This window comes from Arthrobacter sp. Leaf69, from assembly GCF_001422645.1.
Lineage (GTDB): Bacteria > Actinomycetota > Actinomycetes > Actinomycetales > Micrococcaceae > Arthrobacter.
The window spans coordinates 1-343 of sequence record NZ_LMLR01000012.1 but is presented as its reverse complement, the minus strand read 5'-3'; the positions used below and the strand labels follow the sequence as shown (position 1 = coordinate 343).

At 71.4% G+C, this 343-nt stretch carries 1 pseudogene; it reads left to right on the top strand.

Annotated elements, in window-relative coordinates:
* Positions 1–343: pseudogene (locus ASE96_RS11310) on the top strand (bifunctional D-altronate/D-mannonate dehydratase); the annotation flags it as partial.

Sequence of the window (343 nt, the reverse complement as noted above, 5' to 3'; positions counted from 1 at the left end):
CGGGCATGCCTCGGGCGCGGATCTGCCGTCGTTGTTTGATTCGGTCCGGGAGCACCTGGAGCTCGGGTACAAGTCGATCCGGATCCAGACCGCGGTGCCCGGGATCAAGGCCGTGTACGGGGTCGCGGCGCAGGCGCAGGCCTCGGGGGAGCGGTATGACTACGAGCCGGCCGGGCGGGGCGCGTTCCCGCTGGAGGAGGACTGGGACACCCGGGCGTACCTGCGGCACCTGCCGGGCGTGTTCGAGGCGGTCCGGAACGAGTTCGGCCCGGAACTGCCGCTGCTCCATGACGGGCACCACCGGATGACGCCGATCCAGGCCGCGAAGCTGGGCAAGGCGCTG